This window comes from Rhodoferax sp. PAMC 29310, from assembly GCF_017948265.1.
Classification (GTDB): Bacteria; Pseudomonadota; Gammaproteobacteria; order Burkholderiales; family Burkholderiaceae_C; genus Rhodoferax.
Genome location: NZ_CP072852.1, coordinates 1614908 through 1638461, shown reverse-complemented (window position 1 = coordinate 1638461; position 23554 = coordinate 1614908). Strand labels below are relative to the sequence as shown.

Here is a 23554-nt window from a genome sequence, read left to right as displayed (position 1 = left end):
CCCTGACGTATGTCTCAGTCGGTCGCGGCCACGCTGCTAGTTCTTGTGGCATTCTGTGCAGCCAATCTCCCGTTTTTGACTCAGCGACGCTGGTTGGTGGGTCCCGGGTTGGCCAACAAGTCGCTCGGCGTGCGCATGCTTGAATTGATGTTTTTGTATTTTTGCGTCGGCTCCTTGGGTTTGTTGTTGGAAAACAGTGCGGGTCAAATTTCACCTCAGAAATGGGAGTTCTACGCGATCACTGGAACCCTATTTTTGACGTTTGCATTTCCTGGGTTTTGTTACCGTTACCTCCTCAAGCGTCTCACATAAGGGTGCTTGAATGACTGATTCGAACCTGGTCGAGACAAAGGTCTCCAGTCAGGAGTTGTTTCTCGGTAAGTTTCTTCACGCCTTTCGTGACACAGTAGCGTTGCCAGATGGTAATTTGGCCAGTCGGGAGTATGTCGTACATCCGGGCGCGGTCATGGTCATCCCATTGCTTCAATTAGAAAGTGGTGACATTCGCGTGGTACTGGAACGTCAGTTTCGCTATCCCGTTGGGCGGGTGATGATTGAATTTCCGGCCGGAAAGCTTGATCGCGGCGAGGCAACATTCCTATGCGCGCAGAGAGAGCTGTTGGAGGAAACTGGCTACACCGCACTTGAGTGGTCTCGGGCGGGGGTGTTGCACCCAGTGATTGCTTACTCCACCGAGTTCATTGAAGTCTGGTTTGCTCGAGGTTTGAAACTGGGCGATCAGAATTTGGACGATGGAGAGTTTCTTGAGGTATTTTCAACAACGCCTGAGCAACTTCTGGAATGGTGCCGTGATGGTAATATCACAGATGGAAAAACATTGGCCGGAGCGATGTGGCTTCAAAACTTCCTGTCAGGGATGTGGCCACTAAGTTGGATGCCGGGTTCGTCACCGGTCTCTTCGTGAAAGTTTTGGACCTTCAATGCCATTTCGAACACCGGTTCGAAGGTTGGTTTTCTTCTGAGGACGACTTTGCTTCTCAAATTGATTCAGGCGCTTTAATTTGCCCTCTTTGCGGTGACGCTCGAATTCACAAGCGCCTAAGTGCGCCCCGTCTCAACCTTGGTTCGAATCAGACCGGTGGCGACTTAGCGATATCTCAAGCCAACCCCGTGGTTCGCACATCAGCGATGCAAGCGGCATGGGAGGACTTTGGGCGGCATTTGGCCGCAAATACAGACGATGTAGGCTCGCAGTTTGCGGAAGTGGCACGCAAGATTCACTACGGTGAAATTCCTAAACGTGGAATCCGGGGAAAAGCGACGGTTGCGGAGACGCAAGCATTGATCGAAGAAGGCGTTCCTGTTCTCCCTATGCCCCAAACCAATGAGATAAAGGGATCGTTGCACTAAGCACGGACGCCGTCGTGACTGGGATTGATTGGTAGAGCCTTCTCTGCTTTTGTAGTGCTGCGGCGGGCGGAACCAATTCGTTGCTGACTGACGGGGTTTGAGATGAAGTAATACAACTGTTGCATAACGCCATGAGTTTGGCGTGAAGAGTTCCGATGGATAGAGAAGCAAGCCTAGAATTTCAGGAACCCTAATCCTTCGGATACATCATGACCCACCCCGCGCTTGCTGAACTGCTTTCCTACACCAAGAAACAAGCGGGGCCGGCGGTTGGGCGACAGGGAGACTTTGTAGCGGCTTATTTCGAGAATTCTGATCCCGACGAAATCGGTGCTCGCGAGCCCTCTGCTCTATTTGCCATTGCCAATGCGCATTGGCGCTTGCTGGATGCGGCCCGACCGACGCAGTCCCCCCGTGTGCGAGTCTTCAACCCGACCTTGGCAGAGGACGGTTTCGTCAGCGAGCACACCGTTGTGCAAATTGTGAACGAGAACATGCCTTTTTTGGTTGATTCGGTCACGATGGCGATCAATCGCAGTGGGCGAACAGCGCATTGGATTGTTCACCCTATCATGAGCGTGGTTCGTGACAAACAGGGCAAGGTGTCTGGTGTTGCGCGCTTCGCCACGGCGGCCGCAAATGGTCAAAATCATCCCGTTGAGTCTTTGATTTTGGTGGAGTGTGATCGAATTATCAGGCCCGAGGATGTGCAGGCTTTGGCAGCAGATTTAGAGCGGGTTTTGGGCGATGTCAGAGGCGCCGTTCAGGACTGGTCCGCCATTCTCGAGAGGTTGGCAGCGGCGGGTGCGGCATCCAAATTGTGCAAATTGTCAAACGAAAGCCGCCAGGAGGGACTAGATTTTTTGGCGTGGTTGCAAGACCGAAACTTCACGTTTTTGGGTGCAAGAGACTATGACCTGAAGCGCGACGATCAGGGCGTCAGTCTGGTGGCCCGTGAAGGCTCTGGACTGGGTATTCTGCGGGGTGAGGTTCGTACACCCGAGAGTCGTTTGCCCGCTGAAGCCCTTTCGCTAATTGAGTCTGATGAACTGGTTCTTGTGACCAAAGCGATGACACGTGCCACAGTCCATCGCCCGGCTTGGTTGGACTACATCGCCGTCAAACGCTTTGATGAAGCTGGAGAGGTGGTTGGTGAGGCACGCTTTCTTGGCCTCTACACGTCGATGGCTTACTCGGCCCACGTCAGTGAAATTCCGCAGGTCCGTCGGCGAGCGGCAGAGGTCATGGTGAGCGCAGGGGTTGTGCCTGACAGCCACGCGGCAAAATCGCTCGAATCCATCCTGAACGCATACCCACGTGATGAGCTGTTTCAGGTTGATCTTCCGACTTTGACGGACCACACGATTGGTATCTTGCGGCTGCAGGAGCGTCAGCGTGCTCGTTTGTTTCTGCGTCGTGACCCGTTTGGCAGATTTACCTCGGCCCAGGTTTTTGTGCCGCGGGACCGATACAACACAGAACTGCGAGTCAAGGTTGGACTTGAACTGATGACCGCCTTGGACGGAGCGTCGATTGAGTTCACCCCAATGCTGACAGACAGTCCTATGGCGCGTATTCATTACCTGGTGATTGCCAAGGTGCAGGCGCCCAAAGATATGAACAGCGCAGCGCTTGAAGCCCGCATTGCGAAATTGGCTCAACGCTGGGAAGACGATTGCACAGCGGAATTGTTACGTGCGCATGGCGAAGGTGTTGGCCTGGCTTTGGCGCACCGGTTTGCCAACGCATTTCCTACCTCCTACCGTGAAGATTTCTCGGCGCCTGTCGCTGCGGAAGATGCAGATCTACTGGCCGGGCTGACGCACGTGGCGCCACTTGCGGTGAGGTTGTACCGCTCCCTCGATGCTGAAGCCGGCATGCTTCGTTTCAAAATCTACAACACCACCAAAGTTGCACTGTCGGATTCATTGCCTGTGCTTGAGCGGATGGGCGCCAGGGTCTTGTACGAGCACCCTTACCGCATTGGCAGTGGCAATGAGGCGCGCTGGATTCATGACTTGGGTTTACAGCTACCACCGACGACGGATTTGGCGACCGTCAAGACCCGCTTTGAGTCCATGTTCGTGAAAACCTGGCGAGCCGAGGTCGAAAGTGATGACCTGAACAAGCTGGTCCTGACCACAACAATGGATGAGCGCGCTATCGCAGTATTGCGTGCTTACACCCGCTACTTCAGACAGTTGGGCCTGCCGTTCAGCCAAAGCTATATTGAGGCCGCGTTAAACAACAATGCGGACATGGCACAAGCTATTGCTGCGTTGTTTGTGGCGCGATTTGATCCTTCATTGAAGGGCGATCGTGACCTGAAGCAGAAGCAATTGACCGAGCAATTGGAAACACAGCTTGGCAATGTCGCCAGCCTGGATGAGGATCGGATTCTTCGGCAATTCATTTCGACGGTCCTGGCCACCATGCGCACCAACGCCTGGCAGCAGAGTGCGCCAGGTGTGATCAAGCCGTACTTGAGCTTCAAGCTCAATCCCCGCGAGGTGCCGGGGATGCCCGAGCCGAAACCGATGTTTGAGATTTGGGTGTACTCCCCCCGCATCGAAGGCGTGCATTTGCGCGGTGGCAAGGTGGCCCGTGGCGGGCTTCGTTGGTCGGACCGTCGGGAGGACTTCCGCACCGAGGTGTTGGGTCTCGTGAAGGCGCAGCAGGTGAAAAACACGGTCATTGTTCCAGTGGGCTCCAAAGGAGGCTTCGTGCTAAAGAGCGCGCCGCCGGCCACAGACCGTGAAGCCTATATGGCTGAAGGGGTTGTCTGCTACAAACTGTTTTTGTCCGGCATGCTGGACCTGACCGACAACGTAGTCAAGGGCGTGCTGGTGCCGCCAATCAACCTGGTGCGCCATGATGAAGACGATCCCTACCTGGTCGTTGCTGCAGATAAAGGAACTGCCACATTCTCCGACTACGCGAACGCGGTATCGGCCGACTATGGGTTTTGGCTGGGCGATGCCTTTGCGTCAGGCGGATCTGTTGGCTACGACCACAAGAAAATGGGCATCACCGCCCGCGGTGCTTGGGAGTCCGTGAAGCGCCACTTCCGAGGACTTGACGTCAATACCCAGACTACACCATTCACGGTGGCCGGCATCGGTGATATGTCAGGCGACGTGTTTGGCAATGGCATGCTGTTGTCCGAGCACATCCAACTGGTGGTCGCGTTTGACCACCGGCATATTTTTATCGACCCGACACCGGACGTCGCGAGGTCCCATGCCGAGCGCAAGCGGCTGTTTGACCTGCCACGCTCCAGCTGGGATGACTATGACAAGAGTCTGATTTCTGCCGGTGGCGGCGTCTTTTCCCGATCATCCAAATCCATTCCGCTCACTGCCGAGGCCAAGGCCATCTTGGGCATCGATGCCAATTCACTGCCCCCCGTGGATTTGCTGCGCGCCATTTTGCAGGCGCCGGTTGACCTGCTCTACAACGGCGGTATCGGCACCTACGTGAAGGCCAGCTATGAAACTCATGGCCAAGTTGGAGACAAGGCCAGTGATGGTTTTCGAGTCAATGGCAATGAGTTGTGCTGCAAAGTATTGGCCGAAGGTGGAAACCTGGGAGCTACCCAAAATGGGCGAATCGAGTTTGCACAGAAAGGCGGCCTGATCTATACCGATGCGATTGACAACTCGGCCGGCGTGGATTGCTCTGACCATGAGGTCAATATCAAGATTCTGCTGGGTGGTGTGGTCGAAGCTGGCGACTTGACTCTGAAGCAGCGCAATGACCTGTTGGCTTCGATGACCGACGAAGTGGGCTTGCTGGTGTTGGCCGATAACTACTATCAAAGTCAAGCATTGGACATTGCAACCCATCGGCCACTTTATGTGCTGGATGGGCAGCAACGCTTGATGCAGTGGCTGGAGAGTCAGGGGCGGTTGAATCGTGCGATTGAATTTTTGCCGACTGATGAAGAAATCGCCCGTCGCAAGGCACGCAAGGTAGGCCTGACGGCACCAGAAGGGGCCGTGGTTCTGGCTTATGCCAAGATGTCGGTGTTTGATGATTTGGTGGCTAGCAACTTGCCAGACGACCCTTATTTCAGCCAGTCTCTCAAAGCCTATTTCCCCAAGGTGCTGAGCGAACGATTCGCCGATGCCATTGCGGCTCATCCGTTGAAGCGCGAGATCATCGCTACCTATGTCACCAACACTGTCGTGAACAGAACCGGCGCCACCTTCGTCAACTTTGTGGCGTCTGAGGCCAGTGCAACCGCCGCGGATGTGATTCGTGCGTTTACCTTGGCGCGTGAAGTGTTCGATTTGGAGCCACTGTGGGACCAGATTGACGACCTGGATTACCAGGTGGATGCCAAACTGCAGCTGGACTTGTTGGCCAAACTCAATGCAATTACCCAGCGCGCCTCACGCTGGATGCTGCGGGTTCGGGGTCAAAATACTGACCTGCCAACCTTGATCGGACGTTATCAACCAGTGGCTAGGGAGTTACGTGCCAACTTGGCTGAGTGGCTGCCCCAAAATGCCAATGAGAGCTGGCAAGCGGCCACCGACGCATTGGTAAAGGCAGACGTCGAGCCCACACTGGCACAAAACCTGACGGCACTGGAGTTTATATTCCCTGCGCTGGATCTGGCGGACCTTGCGCAGCAAGCCCAGACCAGCTTGGAGCAGGCGGCTCGAACTTATTTCGGCATTGATGCCGAGTTGGGTTTGAGCGAATGGCGTACGCAGATCAATCGTTTGCCCACGGACACCCTGTGGCAAACCCAGGCGCGCGCCAGCGCCCGAGACGACGTCTACTCCATAGCCGGACAGGTGACGCAAGGGTTGCTGATCCGCAAGGAAGAGCTGGCGGTGTGGCGCACCACGCATGAGGCGTCCATCGCGCGTCTATGTCAGCTGTTGGTCGATATTGGAACCATGGGGGCCGACCTCGCGCCGGTTTCAGTGGGTTTGCGAGAGCTTCGTCATTTGGCGTAAGGAACTTGGGCGACGTGAATGCCGCGCCGCTTGACCGGGTGTAGTAACAAAAGGCAAGGTGTGAACCCTGCTTTTTCATGCCCGGAGGTCCACGATGCGACCCGTGAGGTCGCCCTGTGAGTTGGTGACTGGAATCGCAAATGCGTCTGACTTGAGTGCGCTGTTGGTCGCTGTTCGATTCGTTGCGCTGGCGGCGTAGGAAGTCACCAGTACTTCCTGGGTCTGGGGTGAAAACCCGCCTTCCGAGCGAGATGCTTTCTGACGGTAGGTCGGGTCATTTTGCTGTTGCTGCCTGCTCAAGGCCTGAACACGCCCTTGGCTTTGTGCTGCCTCTTGCTCCGCCTCATTGGCCCGTGCGCGCAAATCCTCGGCGTTGGCTTCGGCCTGATTGGCTTGCTGGCGAGCCTGAGCCAATCGGTTCTTGGTGAGAACTGATTGAAGCGAAGGGGTTGCAGTATTGGTTGCGCTGATCAAGGCCATGTTGAACCCGGAGTCAGTAAAACGTGGGTCAGGCGGTGACGTTTAGCACCTGACCCGTGGTTTGTCCTTGCGTGTTGATCACGGGACGGGGAGGTGCTTTTTCCGCAGCGCTGGCCGCCGCCTCCTTCGCTTGATCGTCCCGTTGCTGCTCCTTTTGAACGCTGGCAACACGCTGTTGGCTTTGGGTTGAGTCGATGGAAGTGGATTTGACAGAGGAAACATTCATCAGAAACTCCTATCTCAAAATTGAAGTTTACAAGCGATGGCGCCTCAGTTCAATACACGGGACTAAATGAAACGAACTAGGCCTCAAATTGCAAGGCGGCCAAGCCTGCATAAACCCCGCCTTGAGCAACCAACTCCGCATGGGTGCCTTGTTCGACCAACTGGCCGTGATCCAACACCACGATGTGATCGGCTTTCTGCACCGTGGCTAAGCGATGCGCGATGACCAGCGTCGTGCGGTCCCGCATGGCGGACTCCAACGCGGCTTGCACCATGCGTTCGCTCTCTGCGTCCAAGGCGCTGGTGGCCTCGTCCAGCAGCAGCAGCGGCGAGTTTTTCAGCATGGCGCGGGCAATCGCGATGCGTTGGCGCTGGCCGCCGCTCAGGCGCACCCCGCGCTCGCCCAGGAATGTGTCGTAGCCCTCGGGCAAGGCGTTGATGAACTCATCTGCAAACGCAGCTTGGGCAGCGGCTTTCACTTCGGCGTCGCTGGCGTCGGGGCGGCCATAACGAATGTTTTCCAGCGCACTGCTGGAGAAGATCACCGCGTCTTGCGGCACGATGCCAATACGCTGGCGCAGGTCGTGCAGACTCATTTCGCTGGTGGGTACGCCGTCCAGCACGATGCGGCCGGCGCGAGGGTCATAAAAGCGCAGCAACAATTGGAATACTGTGCTTTTACCGGCGCCACTCGGGCCCACGATGGCCACGGTTTGCCCTGGTTGGATACGCAGTGAAAATTGTTGCAAGGCGGTCTGGTTCGGACGTGAAGGGTAATTGAAATCAATTTTTTCAAAACTGATAGCGCTCCCGGCAGGTGGAATCAGGACTGGAGCCGGATTTGAGGGTGAAACGATGGGGGATTGACTGCCCAGCAACTCCATCAACCGCTCCGTTGCCCCAGCAGCGCGAAGCAGGTCACCATAAACCTCGCCCAAGATTGCAAAAGCGCTGGCCAATATGATCACGTACACCACCGTTTGCCCCAGATGGCCGGCAGTAATGCGTCCCGCCATCACCGCTTGAGTGCCTTGGTAGAGGCCCCATAGCAGGGCGGCAGAGGTAGCGATGATGATGAACGCCACCAGGATGGAGCGGGCTTTGGTGCGACGCACGGCGGTGGTGAACGCCTCGTTGGTGGATGCATTGAAGCGCGCACCTTCTCGATCTTCGGCGGTATAGCTTTGCACGACCGGAATGGCGTTAAGTACTTCGGCCGCAATGGCGCTGGAGTCCGCCATGCGGTCCTGGCTGGCGCGGGAAAGCTTGCGTACCCGCCGCCCAAACAAGACCGAGGGCACCACAATTAGTACCAGCACGCCCGATACCTGAAACATCACATAGGGGTTGGTCCAGACCAGCATGCCCAGGGCGCCGATACCCATCACCATGTTTCGCAAGCCCATGCTCAGAGATGAGCCCACCACGGTCTGAACCAGCGTGGTGTCCACCGTCAACCGGGACAGCACTTCACCTGTCTGGGTGGTTTCAAAAAACTCAGGGCTTTGATGCAGCACATGGCCGTAAACCGCATTGCGAAGATCGGCCGTGATGCGCTCGCCCAGCCAGCTGACCATATAGAAGCGCCCGGCCGAGAACAGCCCAAGGGCAAACGCCACCCCAAACAGGGCCACGAAATGATCCCGTAGAGCCATCACCTGAGCCCCTTTGTCCGACTGCACCAGACCCCCGTCGATCAAACTGCGCAGCGCAATCGGGAAGGCGAGGGTGGCCACGGCTGCCATGACCAGAAAGACGATGGCCAGTCCGATGCGAACGCGGTAAGGGCGCAAAAACGGCAGCAAGCCAGACAGGGAACGGGGTGATGCTTTGGCGGGTGAGACGGTTGTCATGAGCGCAAGTGTAGTCAAAAACCAAAAGTAGCTGCCTATCCAAACAAAGCCTTGACATTAACTGCCTAGGCAATTAATAATGCGTGCCCTATGACGTCATCCAATTCACCCCCTGATCCCGCGCAGATGCCCGTGGCCACGGCACCTGTCCGGCACGAGTTTTATCGAGCAGAGGGCTATGCCACTGAAGAAAGCGTGGGCTATTTGATGCGGCGCGTGTTGTCGGTGGTTGCGCAGGAGATCGACAAAGAACTGGCCAGTTGTGACCTCACCAACGCGCAATGGCTGCCGCTGTTCAAGTTGTATTTGGGAAAAGCATCGACGGTGGCTGAGTTGGCTCGTGAGTGTCAACTGGACGCCGGGGCGATGACCCGCATGCTGGACCGGCTCGAAGCCAAGGGCTTGTGCCGCCGGATTCGCTCGGTGGAAGACCGGCGTGTCGTCAACATTGAGTTGACTGAAGAGGGGCAAGTCACGGCACAGGGGATTCCTGGCGTGCTGAGCCGTGTTCAAAACGCGCATTTGGCAGGCTTCTCCGTGGAGGAGTTTGAAACCCTAAAAGGCTTTTTACGTCGAATTTTGAGCAACGCACAAACCTGCGGCGATAGCCCCTCGTGTTCCGGAGAAACCAATGAAGTTTGACCCAATGAGCACCCAGTCGCCTTTGCGGCAGCTACCCGGTGTTTTAGTGATTGCTGGGGTCATTGGCCTGACGGCTTGCGCCCAAATGGGCGAAGTCGCCGTTCTGAAAGAAATGCGCAGTGCCAGTACGGTAGGCTTGCCAAGGGCCAGTTCCCATGACGCCATGGTGGGTTCGACTTGGTGGAGCAACTTTGGCGACGCCCAGTTGAACGCACTGGTGGACAAAGCGCTGGCCGCCAACCCCAGCTTGCAGGTCGCGGCCGCGAGAGTGGCTCGCGCCGAGTCTGCCGCATTGGGCGCGGGCGCTGCAGTCCAGCCACAACTCAATGCCGCGCTTGACTTGACGCACCAGCAATACACCGCCAACGGCGCAGTGCCAGCGCCTCTGGCTGGCTCGATTCGGGATACGGGAACGGCCCAGTTGAGTGCAAGTTGGGAAATCGACTTTTTCGGAAAAAACCGGGCGATGTTGGCCAGCGCGCTGGGACAAGTACGAGTCGCCCAGGCCGAATCCGAGGCCGCCCGTGTGTTGCTGGCCAGTCAAGTGGCACATGCTTACTTTCAGATTGCCCGGCTGAATGATCAACTGGGCGTGGCGCGCCGGACCTTGGCGCAACGCGAGCATTCGCTGGCACTGGTTCGCGACCGTGTCGCCGCGGGGCTGGACACCCGACTCGAACTGCGCCAAAGCGAGGGCGGTTTGCCGGAAGCACGTTTGCAGATCGAGACCTTGGGCGAGCAGTTGGCTTTGGCTCGATTGGCACTTGCGGCGTTGGTGGGCGAGCCCAGCCAGGCGATGGTGCTTGCCGATGCGTCGATATTGACCACCCACAGCGTCGCGCCAGCCTCGACGATTCCTTCGGACCTGCTGGGACGCCGGGCTGACATTTCAGCCGCGCGCTGGCGTGTTGAGGCGGCCAGTCAGGATGTAGGCAATGCGCAGGCTCAGTTCTACCCCAACATCAATTTGGTCGCTTTTGCCGGTTTGTCCAGCATTGGCCTGGATCGATTGGTCAATGCCGGTAGCGAACAATGGGGTGTTGGCCCGGCACTTCGTTTGCCCTTGTTTGACGGTGGCAGGCTTCGCGCCAATTTGAAAGGCCGCCAAGCTGATCTGGATGGCGCGATTGGCAGCTACAACGCCGCCGTGATTGATGCGGTGCGCGAGGTTGCTGGCTTGTTGGCGTCGCTTCAGGCCATCTCGCGCCAGCAGACTGAGCAGCAGGCTGCGCTGGCCTTGAGCGAAGAAGCCTACAGCATTGCCATGCAGCGCTATGAGGCCGGACTGAGCAACTACCTCAGCGTGCTTGCGACCGAGGCTGCGGTGCTTAACCAGCGCCGACAGGGTGTGGATCTGAGCGCCCGGGTGATTGACACTCAGGTGAGCTTGATGCGTGCATTGGGCGGCGGCTACCGTGCCGAACTTCCCGCAGCCCTTGCTCAAAAGAACTAATTTTCCCAATTGATTTTGACTGAAGAGACCATGAACGCTCCCACGCCCTCCATACGCCCTGCGACCAGCCGAACTCGCAAAAAAGCGCTTGCCACACTGGCCACCGTAGTTGCCTTGTCCGCCACTGCGTGGGGCCTCTATGAGTGGCGGGTCGCCAGTCACTTTGAATCCACTGACAACGCCTATGTGCAGGGCAATTTGATCCAGATCACGCCGCAAATCGGGGGTACGGTGGTGGCCATCCTAGCGGATGACACGGACTTCGTTAAAGCAGGTCAGTCTTTGGTCAAGCTTGATCCAGCAGACGCCAAGCTCGCACTGGATCAAGCGGAGGCGAACTTGGGCCAAGCCGTTCGCCAGGTCCGCACCCTGTACGCCAACAACGGTAGTTTCGACGCTCAAATCAAGTTGCGCGAGTCTGACGTGGTTCGGGCGCAGACCGAGATCGCCCGTGCCACAGACGATCTGAATCGGCGCCAGGGATTGGCCGGAAACGGCGCCGTGTCCAAAGAGGAACTCAATCACGCCCAGACCCAGCTCAGCAATGGAATCAGCGCTTTGGCCGCCGCTCAGGCGGGCGTTACTGCTGCCAAAGAACAATTGCGCAGCAACCAGACCATGACCGAAGGTGTCAGCGTGGAAAAGCACCCCAGTGTGCTTTCGGCGGCAGCCAAAGTCAGGGAGGCATGGCTCGCCACCCAGCGGGCAAATTTGCCAGCGCCGGTGGATGGCTATGTGGCACGTCGTACCGTGCAGCTCGGTCAACGTGTGGCGGCGGGAACACCCATGATGTCTATCGTGCCTCTGAATCAGGTGTGGGTGGATGCCAATTTCAAAGAAGTCCAGCTGCGCCATATCCGCATCGGACAGCCCGTCAAGCTGACGGCCGATATTTATGGCACCAAAGTCTCCTACGACGGCGTGGTGGCCGGCATGGGCATGGGTACTGGGGCTGCGTTTGCATTGTTACCGGCGCAAAACGCCACAGGCAACTGGATCAAGGTGGTCCAGCGGGTGCCCGTGCGTGTGACCCTGAATGCTGAGCAACTGGTCAAAAACCCGTTGCGTGTCGGTTTGTCCATGGAGGCCGAGGTGGACGTGAGTCAGCAGGACGGCAAGATGCTGGCCGATGCCCCACGTGAATCCGCGCTGGTGCAAACCTCGGTGTATGCCTCGCTGGACAGTGGTGCAGCGGCTGAGGTGCGCCGCATCGTGGCAGCCAATCTCGGCTCGCACTGAGCGAGGGCTCAATGGCCACACCCGCCTCCTTCAACCCGCCGCCGCTGGACGGCGCCGCCCGTCTGTGGGGCACGATTGCCCTGTCGCTGGCCACGTTCATGAACGTGCTCGACTCTTCCATTGCCAACGTGTCCCTGCCGGCCATTGCCGGTGACCTTGGTGTGAGTGCCAATCAAGGAACGTGGGTCATCACCAGTTTTGGCGTCGCGAACGCCATTGCGTTGCCGTTGACCGGTTGGCTGTCACAACGCTTTGGTCAGGTGCGTTTATTCGTCACCAGTGTGATGTTGTTTGTATTGACCTCGTGGCTGTGCGGACTGGCACCCAACATGCCGACGTTGATTGTTTTTCGGGCCCTGCAAGGCTTCGTGGCGGGCCCAATGATTCCGCTGTCTCAGGGGCTGCTTCTTTCAAGCTACCCGCCGGCACTGGCTGGATTGGCAATGGCGCTGTGGGCCATGACCACACTGGTTGCACCCGTACTGGGGCCTCTGCTGGGTGGCTGGATTACGGACCATATTTATTGGTCCTGGATTTTTTACATCAATATTCCGATCGGGCTTCTCTCAGCGTTCATGGTCTGGTCGATCTACCACAAGCGGGAAAGTGTCACGCGCAAACTCCCCATTGATGGCGTAGGTTTGGGTCTGCTGGTGCTCTGGGTGGGTGCGCTGCAAATCATGCTGGACAAAGGCAAAGAGCTGGACTGGTTTCACTCCTCTGAGGTCATTGGCCTGGGGGTGGTCGCGCTGGTTGGTTTTCTCTTCTTTTTGATTTGGGAGCTGACCGAGGAACACCCGGTTGTGGACCTGCGCCTGTTCAAGCGGCGCAACTTCTGGTCGGGTACGGTGGCCATTTCTGTGGGCTATGGCCTTTTCTTTGGCAACGTGGTGTTGTTGCCGCTTTGGTTGCAACAGTTCATGGGTTATCCGTCCATTGACGCGGGCATGTTGCTGGCGCCGGTGGGTGTGTTCGCCATTCTGTTGTCGCCCCTGGTGGGGCGAAATGTCAGCCGGGTCGACCCACGCTTTCTGGCCAGTTTCGCCTTTGTGGTTTTTGCGATCGTGCTGTTCATGCGCTCGCACTTCAACACCCAGGCAGATTTTGGAACCATCATGACCCCGACCCTGGTGCAGGGCATTGCCATGGCGTTCTTCTTTATTCCGCTGTCGGTGATTGTTTTGTCCGGTATATCGCCTGACAAGATTCCGGCGGCTTCCGGCTTGTCCAGTTTTGTGCGCATTGTGGCCGGATCGTTTGGCACGTCCATTTCGACGACGGTGTGGCAAGACCGTGCGGCGATTCACCATGCGCAACTGGCCGAATCAATCTCGACCAGCAATATCGCAGCCACGCAGACCCTGGACGGACTGACTCGTCTGGGCTTGACCCCGGATCAGGCCTTGGCCCAAGTGAATCGACTGGTCGATCAACAGTCTTATATGCTCGCCGCAAACGACGTGTTCTTCGCGTCGGCGCTGATTTTTATGGCGTTGATTCCGTTCGTCTGGTTGTCCCGCCCGAAGCAGACCGGCGCAGCTGCGGCAGATGCCGCTGCCGGGGCGCACTGAGTGCTGCACCAGCCTCAGAGGCGCAAGGGGCTGGCGTATCCCGTCATCTCCAGGTAGCCGTGTCCCACGGTATTTCCCTGCTCATCCATTAACTCGCTTAGGCCCTCCCAGTAAATGGCGCCGGTGGATTGGCGGCTATCCAGCTCCTGGTTGTAAATGATTGCCTTGACTGTGAATCGCCCAGCGGGCGTTTGTACCCGCCACTCGACCGGGTACCGAGTTTTGGTGAGGGGGCTGAGCCAGTGGCGAAGCGGCTCGAAACTGACGGACCCCTGGGAGAAATCCTGCACGCTGCCCCCTTGGCTTCGCCAGGAGCCACCATCCCATAAGCTGTCGCTGTTTGAGGCGCGCAGTCGAAAGGCAGTCAATGCACTGCCATCCAGCAAGTTCATACCAATCCAGTCCCAGCCAACCGCTTGAGGATGCAGGAGCGAGTCGCTCCATTCGTGGTCTAGCCACGCAGTGCCTTGCACGTCATGGCGTTGACCCTGCAACATAACGCTGCCCTGCGCTCGAAGATGCGGCAGGCTGTAGTAGTGACTGGTTTGCGCCGCGTCTGGTCCCTTGCGCGACAAGCCTGCTTGCCCCTGAAGCAGTAGGGGTTGGGTTTCACGCAGGGTCAATTCAAACTGAAAATCATCGCCTCGCGCCGTGGTTTTGTACTGTTCGGCCAATCGTGCCAGGGACCAATCGTGAATGTGAACTGCTGTGTCAGTTTCACTGGCTTGCGCCAGGCCAAAGCCTCCCCGTGCGACACGCTGGTCGTGCCAGAGCTTCTTTTTGGCCACGTCGGTCACGGTAGCATGGGCAAACAGCAGTTGCTTGGCTGCAAAGGCGGACTTCATCGACTGGGTGGACGCCACACGCGACCGAAAGAACGTGATCTGAAAGCCCAGGACCTGAGCCAATGCGTCCGATTGAAGTCGACCGGTCAGGTACCACCACTCGATTGAAAAGTCGGGGTGGCTCCCAAAATCTCGCGGAAAGAGCAGTGGACGTGATCGAACCTGCATGGGGGGGGTGATCGCGTGGGCTTTGGCCCAGGTCGCAGCCAAACCGGTCACCAGTAAATTCCTGCGCGACAGTCCAGTTGGCATGGTAATAAGCTCCGCTGCGCGGTGTCGCGGAAATCCAGGGCCCTCCTCAATGCTTTGCTGACGCGCATCTTGGTGGCTGAGGTCGGGCGTATTAAAGTGCATGGGAGGAGGTTATCAGAGCGCACCTTGGGCCCATAGCATCGAATGTCCCGCTGTCACTCGCTGGTCATAGTGTCGTCACAAAGTGAGGTCAACATTGGGCAACTCTCGGGCTGTCCTGGCCGAGGGAACTTCACATCGTTTGAATGAGTTTTTCACCTATGTCGTTTGCCAAATCCGTTCGTGCGCCAGCCAGGTTTGGTGCATTCTCTCGCCTCATTCTTGCAGTTGTGTCGATCGTATTGCTGGTCGCGCTTGTCGGTTCAGCATTGGGCGTCTGGTCTTTGCTGCGGGTGTCGGTTGAGACCGAGAAAATGGTGGATGGTGCCATGGTCGCCGAGCGATTAACGTCCGATCTGAGGCGGTATTTGGAGGTCAATGTGGCCCGGGCCAGAGCGTTGGCCTTGAGTTCAGAGCCGCAGGTCGAAGAGGCCATCACGCCAGAAATCGAGAAAACCAGCGCGAGTGTGGCGACCTTGTTAGAAACACTGGGCACCTCCATGACCGCGTCCAACGACCTTGCTGATTTCAATGCTTTGGTTCTGGCGAATACCACCTTTGTCCAGGCCAGAAAGGCACTAATGCAAGCACGCGATGGCGGCTTAACTTCGAATATCGAAATGGTCTATCGCACCCGGTTTTCACCGACGGCCAGCGCGTTGTTGAGTGAGGTGAATCAGTTGGGCGAGGCCCGACGGTTGGATATTTCAAGGGCGTCCGAGCAGGTCCATACCTTGAGTCAGAACGCACGTCTTGGCCTGATTTTGTTCGGGCTGGGTGCGGTTCTTCTGGGGGGGATGTTGTCGTTTTGGCTTGTGCGTGGCATCACAAGGCCGATACAGCAGGCGGTGGACACTGCCAATCGGGTGGCCGCGCTAGATTTGACGATGCAGATTGAAGGTCATGAACGGGATGAGGGTGGGCAGTTGTTGTCGGCGCTGGCGCGGATGCAGCATTCCCTGGGTGAGCTGGTTTCTCAGGTGCAGGAGGCCAGCCAAAACGTGGCCGAAGGGTCCACACAAATTGCCGCGGGCAACCTGGACCTGTCAAGACGGACCGAAATGGCTGCGTCGTTTTTGCAGCAAACGGCGGCGGCCGTGGAGGAAATTTCCACCGCCATGAACCAGTCGCTTGAACTGGCGGGCCAGGGCGAGATGCTGGTTCAATCTGCCAGCGTTCAGGCTCAGGCCGGCAACGCAGCCATGACCGAGGTGATGCAGACCATGCAGGAAATTAGCGCCTCCTCACGCCAGATCGAAGACATCACCAGTGTCATTGATGGTCTGGCGTTTCAAACCAATATTTTGGCGCTCAATGCCGCCGTGGAGGCCGCCAGAGCCGGTGTAGCTGGTCGTGGATTTGCCGCGGTGGCAGCGGAGGTGCGCACCTTGGCGAATCGCTCTGCCTCAGCGGCCCATGACATCAAGGCCCTGATCGCAGCGTCCGTGAGCAAAGTGGAGCAAGGAACCCGCAAGGTCAACCACGCCCGTGACAGCATGAGCAGTATGGTGGGCTCGGTCCGGCAGGTGGCCTCCAGCATCGGGGAAATCCGGGGCAATACGGGCGAACAGAGTGTGGGCATGGCCAGCATCAGTGCTGCGGTCAATCAGCTTGATCAGATGACCCAACAAAACGCGGCTGCGGTGGAGGAGTCGGCGTCAGCGGCTCAAAGTCTTCAGGCCCAAGCCAGAGACCTCAGGGATTCGGCAACCCGGTTTCTGCTGCCAGTCAGGGACTATCCCAGCTTACTTCAAACTCCCCGACAAAAACTGCGCCAAGCGCTCGCTCTTGGGGTTTGACAAAACCTCGGCCGGGTTGCCCTCTTCCTCAACCAAGCCTTTGTGCAAGAAGATCAGGTGGTTGGCCACCTCACGGGCAAAGCCCATCTCATGGGTCACCACCACCATGGTGCGCCCTTCTTGGGCCAGCGTTTGCATGACCTTGAGCACTTCCGAGACCAACTCCGGGTCCAACGCACTGGTGGGCTCGTCAAACAGCATCACTTCAGGCTCCATGGCCAGCGCCCGGGCAATGGCCACGCGCTGTTGCTGGCCTCCGCTCAAGTGGGCCGGGTAGCTGTCTTCCTTGCCTTGCAAGCCCACTGTCTCCAGGTACTTACGCGCCACCTTAATGGCAGCCTCGCGCTCCATGCCCAGTACATGCACGGGTGCTTCGATGATGTTTTGCAACACCGTCAGGTGGGCCCACAAATTGAAGTGCTGGAACACCATGGCCAGCTTGGTGCGCATGCGCTGCAGTTGCTTGGGGTCCGCGGCGTGCAGTTCGCCGTTTTTGCCAGGGACGAGCTTGATGTCTTCCCCGGCCACGTTGATGCGACCCTCATTGGGCTTTTCCAGCAAGTTGATGCAACGCAGGAAAGTACTTTTTCCCGAGCCGGAGCTTCCGATGATGCTGATCACATCGCCGGCGCGTGCCTTCAAGGACACGCCTTTGAGTACCTCATTGCTGCCAAAGCGTTTGTGGATGTTGTCGACTTGGAGTTTGAGGGGTTGGGATGTCATGAATTCTTTTTCAAAAGAGCAGGTGCAGGCCTAAGCGCCCAGGAGCAGACCCGTTCTGAACGGGGTAGCGCCAGCAATCTTGGCCAATTCGCCACCGGATGTGATGTAACGGTCGCCAACCCGCGCGTACAACACACCGTCGACACCGGCCAACACGCGGTGGGTGATGTTGTCAATGGGGTCAATGACCTCGGCGACGAGGTCACCGGTTTTCATCAATTGGCCGGGTTGGGCCGCAAAGACGACCACGCCCGGTGCTGGCGCGGTGATCGTTTCTGAACCGGCCAGCGGGGTGGCGTCGCACAAGGAGGCAGGGACCTGCGGCGGTGTGTCGCATGCAATGACTTGTTGAAGTTGCAGAAACGCGTAAATCGCCTGCGCATCGGCTTGCGCAAATTCATGACTCAGGTCGAGTTCACCGCGAAGCTCAATCGTCGTGCTGTGGCAGCTCTGGGGCAGGGGTTTAGCGTGGCCTTTTTGTGTGAGCGCCTCTGACAGTTGCCACCAGACGCTGGACAGGCATTCGTCAAACGAGGCCCCTCCTGCACTCTTGGCCAGCAAAGTGGCACGGCTGCCGACCAAGTGCGCCAACGCTTCCATCTGCGGCCAGCAGGCCTCTTCGGTGTAGAAATGAACCACCGCTTCGCAGTCGCAATGCAAATCCAGTGCGAAGTCGGCGTCATGGGCTAGGGTCAGCAGTTGACGGCGCAGACTTTCCAGCTCGGTGGTGGGCTGCCAGTTGATCAGGTAGTCGCTGATTGCCTTTCGCACCAGCGCCACGTTCGTGGCTGAGTTGGTTCCCAGCGCGTCGAGCACGGCGGGGTCAATCAGCTTGGCGAAATCGGGGTAGTGGCGATTGAAGTTTTCCGAGGTGTCCAGATCGAACCGTCCCATGGGCTTGTGGTCCACGCGCTGGGCTAATCCGATCGGGTTGGCCACGGGGACCAAAATGACCTCACCTAAGATGGTGCCCGCCACATCGGCCGCGTCCAGCAGGGGCCGCAGGTGGTGCGCGGCCAACATGCCTGGCAATTCTTCCGCATGCAAGCTGGCCTGAATGTAGACCTTGGGTCGCGCACCAGGGGTGCCATAGTGAAAGCTGGAGAGTGTTTTTTGGCTTCCCAAGCTACTGGAAAGAAGCGAATAGTCGGTGCGTTGCATGGTGGGTGTCAGTGTTTGCGCGGCGCCAGATAAGCCAACAAACGCCCCTCGCTGAATTTGAAGAAGCCGATCAGGCAGAAAGAGGCCACCAGGTAAATGCCAGCGGCGGCCAGGTAGGCCTCAAACGGCAGGTAGTAGTCCGAGTAAATGCGACTCGCCGCGCCCGTGACATCAATCAGAGAGGGCACAGCACTGGCCAGACTGGTGGCATGCAGCATCATCACGACTTCATTGCTATAAGCCGGCAGGGTGCGGCGCATGGCGCTGGGCAGCACGATGTAGCGCATCACCTTGAAGCGGCTCATGCCGTAGGCCTGGGCGGCCTCGACCTCGCCGGCACTGGTTTCGCGAATGGCACCGGCCAGCATCTCTGCCGTGTAGGCGGCCGTGTTCAGGCTAAACGCCAGCAAGGCGCAGAAGAACGGCTCTTTGAAGTGGGTCCAGGGCCAGACATCGTCCCAGCGCGCCTGAATCCACTCCAGTTGGCCCAAGCCGTAATAGATCAGGTAGACCTGAATCAGCAGCGGCGTGCCGCGAATGACAAAGGTGTAGCCGCTGACCAGCCACTGCAAGGCCTTGATGGGTCCGGTCAGCATCAGCGCAAAGATGAGGGCCAAGACGGCCCCCACGACCAGGGACGAGGCCAACAGGCTCAGGGTGGTCAGAATGCCGGTGCCGTACAGCGCCAGGTTCTGGGGCTCAAAAATGATGGCCCATTGCATCAGAGCTGCCCTCGTTGGGTGCCCAGACTGAAGCGGGCGTTGAGTTTGCGCAGCAGCACCAGGGACAAGGTGGTGTAGATCAGGAACAAAGCGGCCGTGAACAGGAAGAACTCAAAGGGGGAGCGGGTCGCCGCGCTGGCCTGCTTGGCCAGGTAAGTCATCTCTTGCAGGCCAATCAGGCTGATCAGGGCGGTGGCCTTGATCAGCACCAGCCAGTTGTTGGTGAAGCCGGGCAGCGCATAACGCACCATCTGGGGGGCAGTGATGCGCATAAAGGTTTGCACGCGTCCCATGCCAAAGGCCCAGCCGGCCTCCATCTGACCTTTGGGGATGGCCAGTATGGCCCCGCGAAAGGTCTCGGTCATGAAGGCGCCGTAGATAAAGCCGATGGTCATCACACCAGCGGTGAAGGGGTCGACATCGACGTAGTTGTCGCTGCCCAGGTATTCGATCAGGTTATTGAGCCCAATGGTGCCCCCGTAGAAGACCAGCAGCATCAGCACCAGCTCAGGGATGCCGCGAATCACGGTGGTGTAGACCGTGGCCAGGGCGACCAGCACCGGTCGCCCCGAGAGTTTGGCCGCTGCGCCTGCCAGGCCCAAGACAATGGACACCAGCAGGGCGCAAAGCGAGACGCCCACCGTGAGCACGGAGCCCTGCAGGATGGCTAGGTAGTAGTCATTCATGGGTGGGCGTGTTGGACTTTAGCTGCCGTAAACGTCGAACTTGAAGTACTTGTCGTTGATCGTCTTGTAGACGCCGTTACCGCGGATGGTCTTGATGGCAGCACTGATGTCGTTCTTTAACGTGCCCTGGCCTTTGCGCAGAGCCACACCGGCGCCGGTGCCAAAGTACTTGGGAATGAACAACTCAGGGCCCACCAGGGTGTAGTCCTTGCCTTCGGGCTTGCTGAGGAAACCACCGCCCACTTCCAGGATGTCGGCCACGGTGCCGTCCAGTCGACCGGAGCGGATGTCCAGGTAGACCTGGTCTTGGGCTTCATAGGCGACTACGTTCACACCAGCGGGCTTCAGTTCAGCCATGGCGTATTTCTCTTGGGTGCTGCCTTTGAGCACGCCAATGTTCTTGCCCTTGATGGAAGCGGGGCCAGAGAAGGGCACGTCTTTCTTCACCACCACGCGGCTTGGCGTGTTGTAGTACTTGTCGGAGAAGTCAACTTGCTTCAAGCGGTCAGCGGTGATGGACATGGAGCTGATGATGACGTCGTACTTGCGCGCCATGAGGCCAGGGATCATGCTGTCCCAGACTTGTTCCACAAACACGCACTTGCGCTTGAGCTCGGTGCACAGGGCGTTGGCGATGTCCACATCAAAGCCGGTGGGCGTGCCGTCAGCGGTTTTGAAGGTAAAGGGTTCGTAGGTGGGGTCAATGGCGACCTTGAGGTCTTTGCCTTGGGCAAAGGAGGTCAGGCTCAGTGAACCGATGGCGATGGCCAGCAGAAGTTTTTTCATGGAAAGTTCCTTTTTTATGTCGGGCCGGAGACCCGAACGGTTTAGATAGCAAGAGTTGAATTCTACGGGGGGATACCCGGGGAGTACCCTGAGGTTTCCCCCCGGTAGGGCGCTCTACCAGTCTTCTTTTACCGCAGATATGGCCGATTTTCCCGCCGCGGCGCGCACAGACAACCAAGCGGTGACCGTGCCTGCCAGTGTCACTGCCAGGCAAAGAAGCAATAAACGGGCCCACGGCACCATGAGGTCCATGGTCCAGTGAAAGCTTTGGGGGTTCACCACCTTGACCAGAATGACCGAGACGGCCAGCCCGAGCAGCAGCCCGGCCAGCGCCCCCAGGGTGGTCCAGGCCATTCCCTCCATGGCCACAACCGACAACACCTGCTGGCGGGTGAAGCCCAGGTGGGCCAACAAGCCAAATTCTTTCCGGCGAGAAAAAATCTGCGCGCTGAAGCTTGCCGCCACGCCGAAAAGTCCGATGCCAATGGCCACCGCTTGCAGCCAGTAGGTGATGGCAAAGCTGCGATCAAAGATGCGAAGCGACGTGGCTCTGATTTGAGCCGCTGACCCAAAATCGAGCAGCTGGCCCGTCCCGGGTCCTTGGGCGTCGACTTGGGCGCGAACGGCGCCTTCCACCCGAACGATGTCGCTGGGGTCTGCCAGCCAGAAGGCAATGTCATTGGTTCTGGTGTCGCCCGTTAGCCGCTCGAAGTCGTCTTTGTCGATAGCGATGGTGCCCGACTGACGGGCGTAGTCACGCCAAACACCTGCTACAAAAAAAGAAGCACGTTGCGCATGTCCGTCAAGCGCTAGAGCCGGAAAAGATGCTGAAAGGGGGGCGAAAGAAGTGCCGGGACGGGCGTCAAACAAGTCGACCATGGCCTCACTCACGTAAATCGCAGTGTGCCCTGCGGGCACCGACAACGGGCCGCTGACCAGCGGGAGACGACGAGCTGGATCTTCTAGGGGTCGGGCGATCAGCGCGACCGGCGCTTGGGTCGGGCGCAGCCGCAGCGACATTTGGCGCTGTGTTTCCAGGCGCGTCACCCCGTCCAACTTCGCCAGGCTTTGCACCAATTTGGGCGTGAAGTACACCGTATCGGAGGCGCCGCTGCTGTTGGCGCTGCGCACATACAGGTCGGCGGGTAACACCCGGTCCAGCCACTGCGTGACCGAATCACGAAAACTGGCGACCATCACGGTCAGTGCCACGGCCAAGCTCAGTGAGGCCACTACGCCACTTACGGCCACCGCCGCCGTCTCTCGCTGACGGCGGGCGCGTTCCACCGCCAGCAGGGGCAAGGTTTGGCGCGCCAGCAACGGCGCCAAGCGGTCCAGCATCAGGGCAATCAGCCAAGGCAAGGCACCAATGCCACCCACCAGCAAACAGCCCACTGAGATATATGCGGCCAGTGGAATGCCAAATACCGGCGGGGCCCATGTCAACAAAGCGCCAGCTGCTATAAAAAAAAGACTGATCCAATGGCCACGGCCAGCGGTCACACCGCCGCCGAGTCCCTTTAGGGTGGCGGCCAAGGGCAGTTGTTGGGCCTGACGCGCCGGCCACCACGCCCCCACCAGTGCAGCTGCGACACCGAGCGCACCATAGAGCAGGGCGGCCCATGCACTCCATTGCAGCGTGGGTGCCACCCCGGCGAAATAGCCCCCCCCCAGATCGCCCCCCAAAATGCGCAGCGCCAGCGCTGCCAGCGCGGTGCCCAAGGCCAGGCCCAAGGCACTGCCCACCAGTCCCAAGGCCAGCGCTTCCCACAACACTAGCGCCAGTCGCTGGCGGGCGCTGAGGCCCAGTACGCCTAACAAAGCCAATTGTTGTGACCGTTTACTCACGCTCAGCGCCAACACTGAAAACACTAAAAAGGCCCCGGTGAAGAGGGCGATCATAGCCAACACCGTCAGATTGACCCGGTAAGCGCGTGAGAGGGCGTTGATTTGGCTCGTGCGGTCGCCCGGCTCAAGGGCCAAGACGTCACGCGGCCAGTCGGGCGTCGCCTGCAGGACCTGCACAAACCCAGCCGGGGTCACGCCGGGGCGCAACTTCAGGTCGATGCGGCTCAATTGGCCCCCTTGGTTGAAAAAATCTTGCGCGGCGCCCAAGTCCATCACTGCCAAAGGCGCACCGCCTGCACTCACCTGGCCCGCAACCCGCGCCGTTTTCAGCGTCAATGCCACCTGCAGTTGTGGCTTCAAACCGAGGCGCTGCTGGGCGGCTGGGTTCAAAAACAAGGTGTCAGGGGCGAAGAGTGTCAGGCGCTCGCCATTCTTGTCCGGTTGCGGCATCAACGCGGGGGCCACCCGGGCGACGAGCAACGCATCGACACCCAGCACCCGCAGTGCCATGGAGGCGCCGTTGCGGTCTACCGCTTGGGTGGTTAACTCCAGCACGGGTGAAGCAATCAGAACATCGGGATGCTGAGCAATGCGCGCATACAAAGCCTCATCGAAAGCCCCTTGCGCACTGCGCAGCTCTAAATCGGGCTGGCCGTTGACTGAGCGTGCCGCTTGAGAAAACTCATCTAGCGCCGACTCATTGATCAAATGCACCGAAAACGCCAGCGCCACGCCCAGCATCACCGCCACCATGGCAGCGGCATTGCGCCAAGGGTGGTGTCGTAATTCTTGCCAAGAGAACGTTTTGAGGAGCGCAATCACAGTGCAG

At 58.4% G+C, this 23554-nt stretch carries 19 protein-coding genes; 9 read left to right on the top strand and 10 right to left on the bottom strand.

The genetic code is table 11. The annotated features are described in order from the left end of the window. Positions 1-9: 9 nt before the first annotated feature. From J8G15_RS07485 to J8G15_RS07470, 4 genes are all read left to right on the top strand, one after another. Positions 10-312: a DUF2818 family protein gene (locus tag J8G15_RS07485; RefSeq protein WP_210546873.1), complete on the top strand. Its 303-nt coding sequence runs from the start codon at positions 10-12 to the stop codon at positions 310-312. A gap of 10 nt (positions 313-322) precedes the next feature. Further along, a complete protein-coding gene (locus J8G15_RS07480; RefSeq protein WP_210546872.1) occupies positions 323-925 on the top strand; it encodes an NUDIX domain-containing protein in 603 nt (200 codons plus the stop codon). After that, positions 922-1371 carry a DUF1178 family protein gene (locus J8G15_RS07475; RefSeq protein WP_210546871.1) on the top strand — a complete coding sequence of 150 codons (450 nt, stop codon included), beginning with the start codon at positions 922-924 and terminating at the stop codon, positions 1369-1371. Before J8G15_RS07480 ends, J8G15_RS07475 begins: the two co-directional genes overlap by 4 nt. 209 nt (positions 1372-1580) lie before the next feature. Further along, complete coding sequence (locus tag J8G15_RS07470) at positions 1581-6341, top strand: NAD-glutamate dehydrogenase (protein WP_210546870.1); 4761 nt, start codon at positions 1581-1583, stop codon at positions 6339-6341. A gap of 75 nt (positions 6342-6416) precedes the next feature. Here the strand turns inward: J8G15_RS07470 and J8G15_RS07465 are convergent, their stop codons facing one another. The 3 genes from J8G15_RS07465 to J8G15_RS07455 all read right to left on the bottom strand — a co-directional run bounded on the left by J8G15_RS07465 (position 6417) and on the right by J8G15_RS07455 (position 8899). Then, complete coding sequence (locus J8G15_RS07465; RefSeq protein ID WP_210546869.1) at positions 6417-6821, bottom strand: hypothetical protein; 405 nt, start codon at positions 6819-6821, stop codon at positions 6417-6419. A 28-nt stretch (positions 6822-6849) separates the two neighbouring features. After that, positions 6850-7047 (bottom strand): hypothetical protein, encoded by a 198-nt coding sequence (locus J8G15_RS07460; RefSeq protein ID WP_210546868.1) that lies wholly within the window; start codon positions 7045-7047, stop codon positions 6850-6852. A 76-nt stretch (positions 7048-7123) separates the two neighbouring features. After that, a complete protein-coding gene (locus tag J8G15_RS07455; protein ID WP_210546867.1) occupies positions 7124-8899 on the bottom strand; it encodes an ABC transporter transmembrane domain-containing protein in 1776 nt (591 codons plus the stop codon). Between the two features lie 90 nt (positions 8900-8989). Here J8G15_RS07455 and J8G15_RS07450 point away from each other — a divergent pair, with 90 nt between their 5' ends. From J8G15_RS07450 to J8G15_RS07435, 4 genes are read left to right on the top strand one after another with little or no spacing between them, the layout of a single operon-like run. Continuing rightward, positions 8990-9541, top strand: coding sequence for a MarR family winged helix-turn-helix transcriptional regulator (locus tag J8G15_RS07450; RefSeq protein WP_210546866.1), 552 nt, complete (start codon positions 8990-8992; stop codon positions 9539-9541). Next, the gene (locus J8G15_RS07445; protein ID WP_210546865.1) at positions 9531-10994 is read left to right on the top strand and encodes an efflux transporter outer membrane subunit; all 1464 of its coding nucleotides are present in this window, start codon (positions 9531-9533) and stop codon (positions 10992-10994) included. The genes J8G15_RS07450 and J8G15_RS07445 overlap by 11 nt, the downstream gene beginning before the upstream one ends. Positions 10995-11024: 30 nt before the next feature. Beyond that, complete coding sequence (locus J8G15_RS07440; RefSeq protein WP_210546864.1) at positions 11025-12233, top strand: efflux RND transporter periplasmic adaptor subunit; 1209 nt, start codon at positions 11025-11027, stop codon at positions 12231-12233. Between the two features lie 11 nt (positions 12234-12244). Beyond that, the gene (locus tag J8G15_RS07435; RefSeq protein ID WP_210546863.1) at positions 12245-13804 is read left to right on the top strand and encodes a DHA2 family efflux MFS transporter permease subunit; all 1560 of its coding nucleotides are present in this window, start codon (positions 12245-12247) and stop codon (positions 13802-13804) included. 14 nt (positions 13805-13818) lie between these two features. Here the strand turns inward: J8G15_RS07435 and J8G15_RS07430 are convergent, their stop codons facing one another. Then, positions 13819-14901: a carotenoid 1,2-hydratase gene (locus tag J8G15_RS07430; RefSeq protein ID WP_210546862.1), complete on the bottom strand. Its 1083-nt coding sequence runs from the start codon at positions 14899-14901 to the stop codon at positions 13819-13821. 245 nt (positions 14902-15146) lie between these two features. Between J8G15_RS07430 and J8G15_RS07425 the strand changes: the two genes are divergently transcribed. Continuing rightward, positions 15147-16799 (top strand): methyl-accepting chemotaxis protein, encoded by a 1653-nt coding sequence (locus tag J8G15_RS07425; protein ID WP_210546861.1) that lies wholly within the window; start codon positions 15147-15149, stop codon positions 16797-16799. Here the strand turns inward: J8G15_RS07425 and J8G15_RS07420 are convergent. The 6 genes from J8G15_RS07420 to J8G15_RS07395 form a co-directional block, all read right to left on the bottom strand. Further along, positions 16746-17522: an ABC transporter ATP-binding protein gene (locus J8G15_RS07420; RefSeq protein ID WP_210546860.1), complete on the bottom strand. Its 777-nt coding sequence runs from the start codon at positions 17520-17522 to the stop codon at positions 16746-16748. The genes J8G15_RS07425 and J8G15_RS07420 overlap by 54 nt on opposite strands. 30 nt (positions 17523-17552) lie before the next feature. Further along, positions 17553-18683 (bottom strand): succinylglutamate desuccinylase/aspartoacylase family protein, encoded by a 1131-nt coding sequence (locus tag J8G15_RS07415; RefSeq protein ID WP_210546859.1) that lies wholly within the window; start codon positions 18681-18683, stop codon positions 17553-17555. Positions 18684-18691: 8 nt separating this feature from the next. Continuing rightward, on the bottom strand, positions 18692-19405 hold the full coding sequence (locus tag J8G15_RS07410) for an ABC transporter permease (protein ID WP_210546858.1): 714 nt from the start codon (positions 19403-19405) through the stop codon (positions 18692-18694). Further along, a complete protein-coding gene (locus J8G15_RS07405; RefSeq protein ID WP_210542594.1) occupies positions 19405-20091 on the bottom strand; it encodes an ABC transporter permease in 687 nt (228 codons plus the stop codon). Before J8G15_RS07405 ends, J8G15_RS07410 begins: the two co-directional genes overlap by 1 nt. An 18-nt stretch (positions 20092-20109) precedes the next feature. Beyond that, positions 20110-20877, bottom strand: coding sequence for a transporter substrate-binding domain-containing protein (locus J8G15_RS07400; protein ID WP_210542597.1), 768 nt, complete (start codon positions 20875-20877; stop codon positions 20110-20112). A 114-nt stretch (positions 20878-20991) separates the two neighbouring features. Continuing rightward, positions 20992-23547 carry an FtsX-like permease family protein gene (locus J8G15_RS07395; RefSeq protein ID WP_210546857.1) on the bottom strand — a complete coding sequence of 852 codons (2556 nt, stop codon included), beginning with the start codon at positions 23545-23547 and terminating at the stop codon, positions 20992-20994. Positions 23548-23554 lie beyond the last annotated feature (7 nt).